Source organism: Cupriavidus sp. SIMBA_020, from assembly GCF_046535395.1.
Taxonomy (GTDB): Bacteria; Pseudomonadota; Gammaproteobacteria; order Burkholderiales; family Burkholderiaceae; genus Cupriavidus; species Cupriavidus campinensis.
In genome coordinates this window covers 1-253 of sequence record NZ_JAWRWU010001154.1, presented here as the reverse complement: position 1 = coordinate 253, position 253 = coordinate 1, and the positions used below count along the sequence as shown (strand labels likewise).

General features: G+C 63.2%; 1 protein-coding gene. It reads left to right on the top strand.

Going from position 1 to position 253, the window contains the following annotated elements; all coding sequences use genetic code 11:
• A partial coding sequence (locus SB751_RS33155; RefSeq protein WP_410749389.1) for a MetQ/NlpA family ABC transporter substrate-binding protein occupies nt 1-253 on the top strand: 253 nt, incomplete at both ends.

Sequence of the window (253 nt, the reverse complement as noted above, 5' to 3'; positions counted from 1 at the left end):
CGGATCTCGTGGGCGTGGTGCAGGTGCCGACGCCGCCAATGGGCCTCTATTCGACGCGCCATAACGCGCTATCGGATGTGAAGCGCGGCGCCACGGTGGCGGTGCCGAACGACCCCGTCAATCTCGAACGCGCGCTGAAGATATTGCAGGCGGTGGGATGGGTCCGCATCCGCGAGAATCCCAATCCCGTGGATGTGTCCGAACATGATGTGATCGCCAATCCCGCCGGGATTCGCATCGTACCGCTCGATAC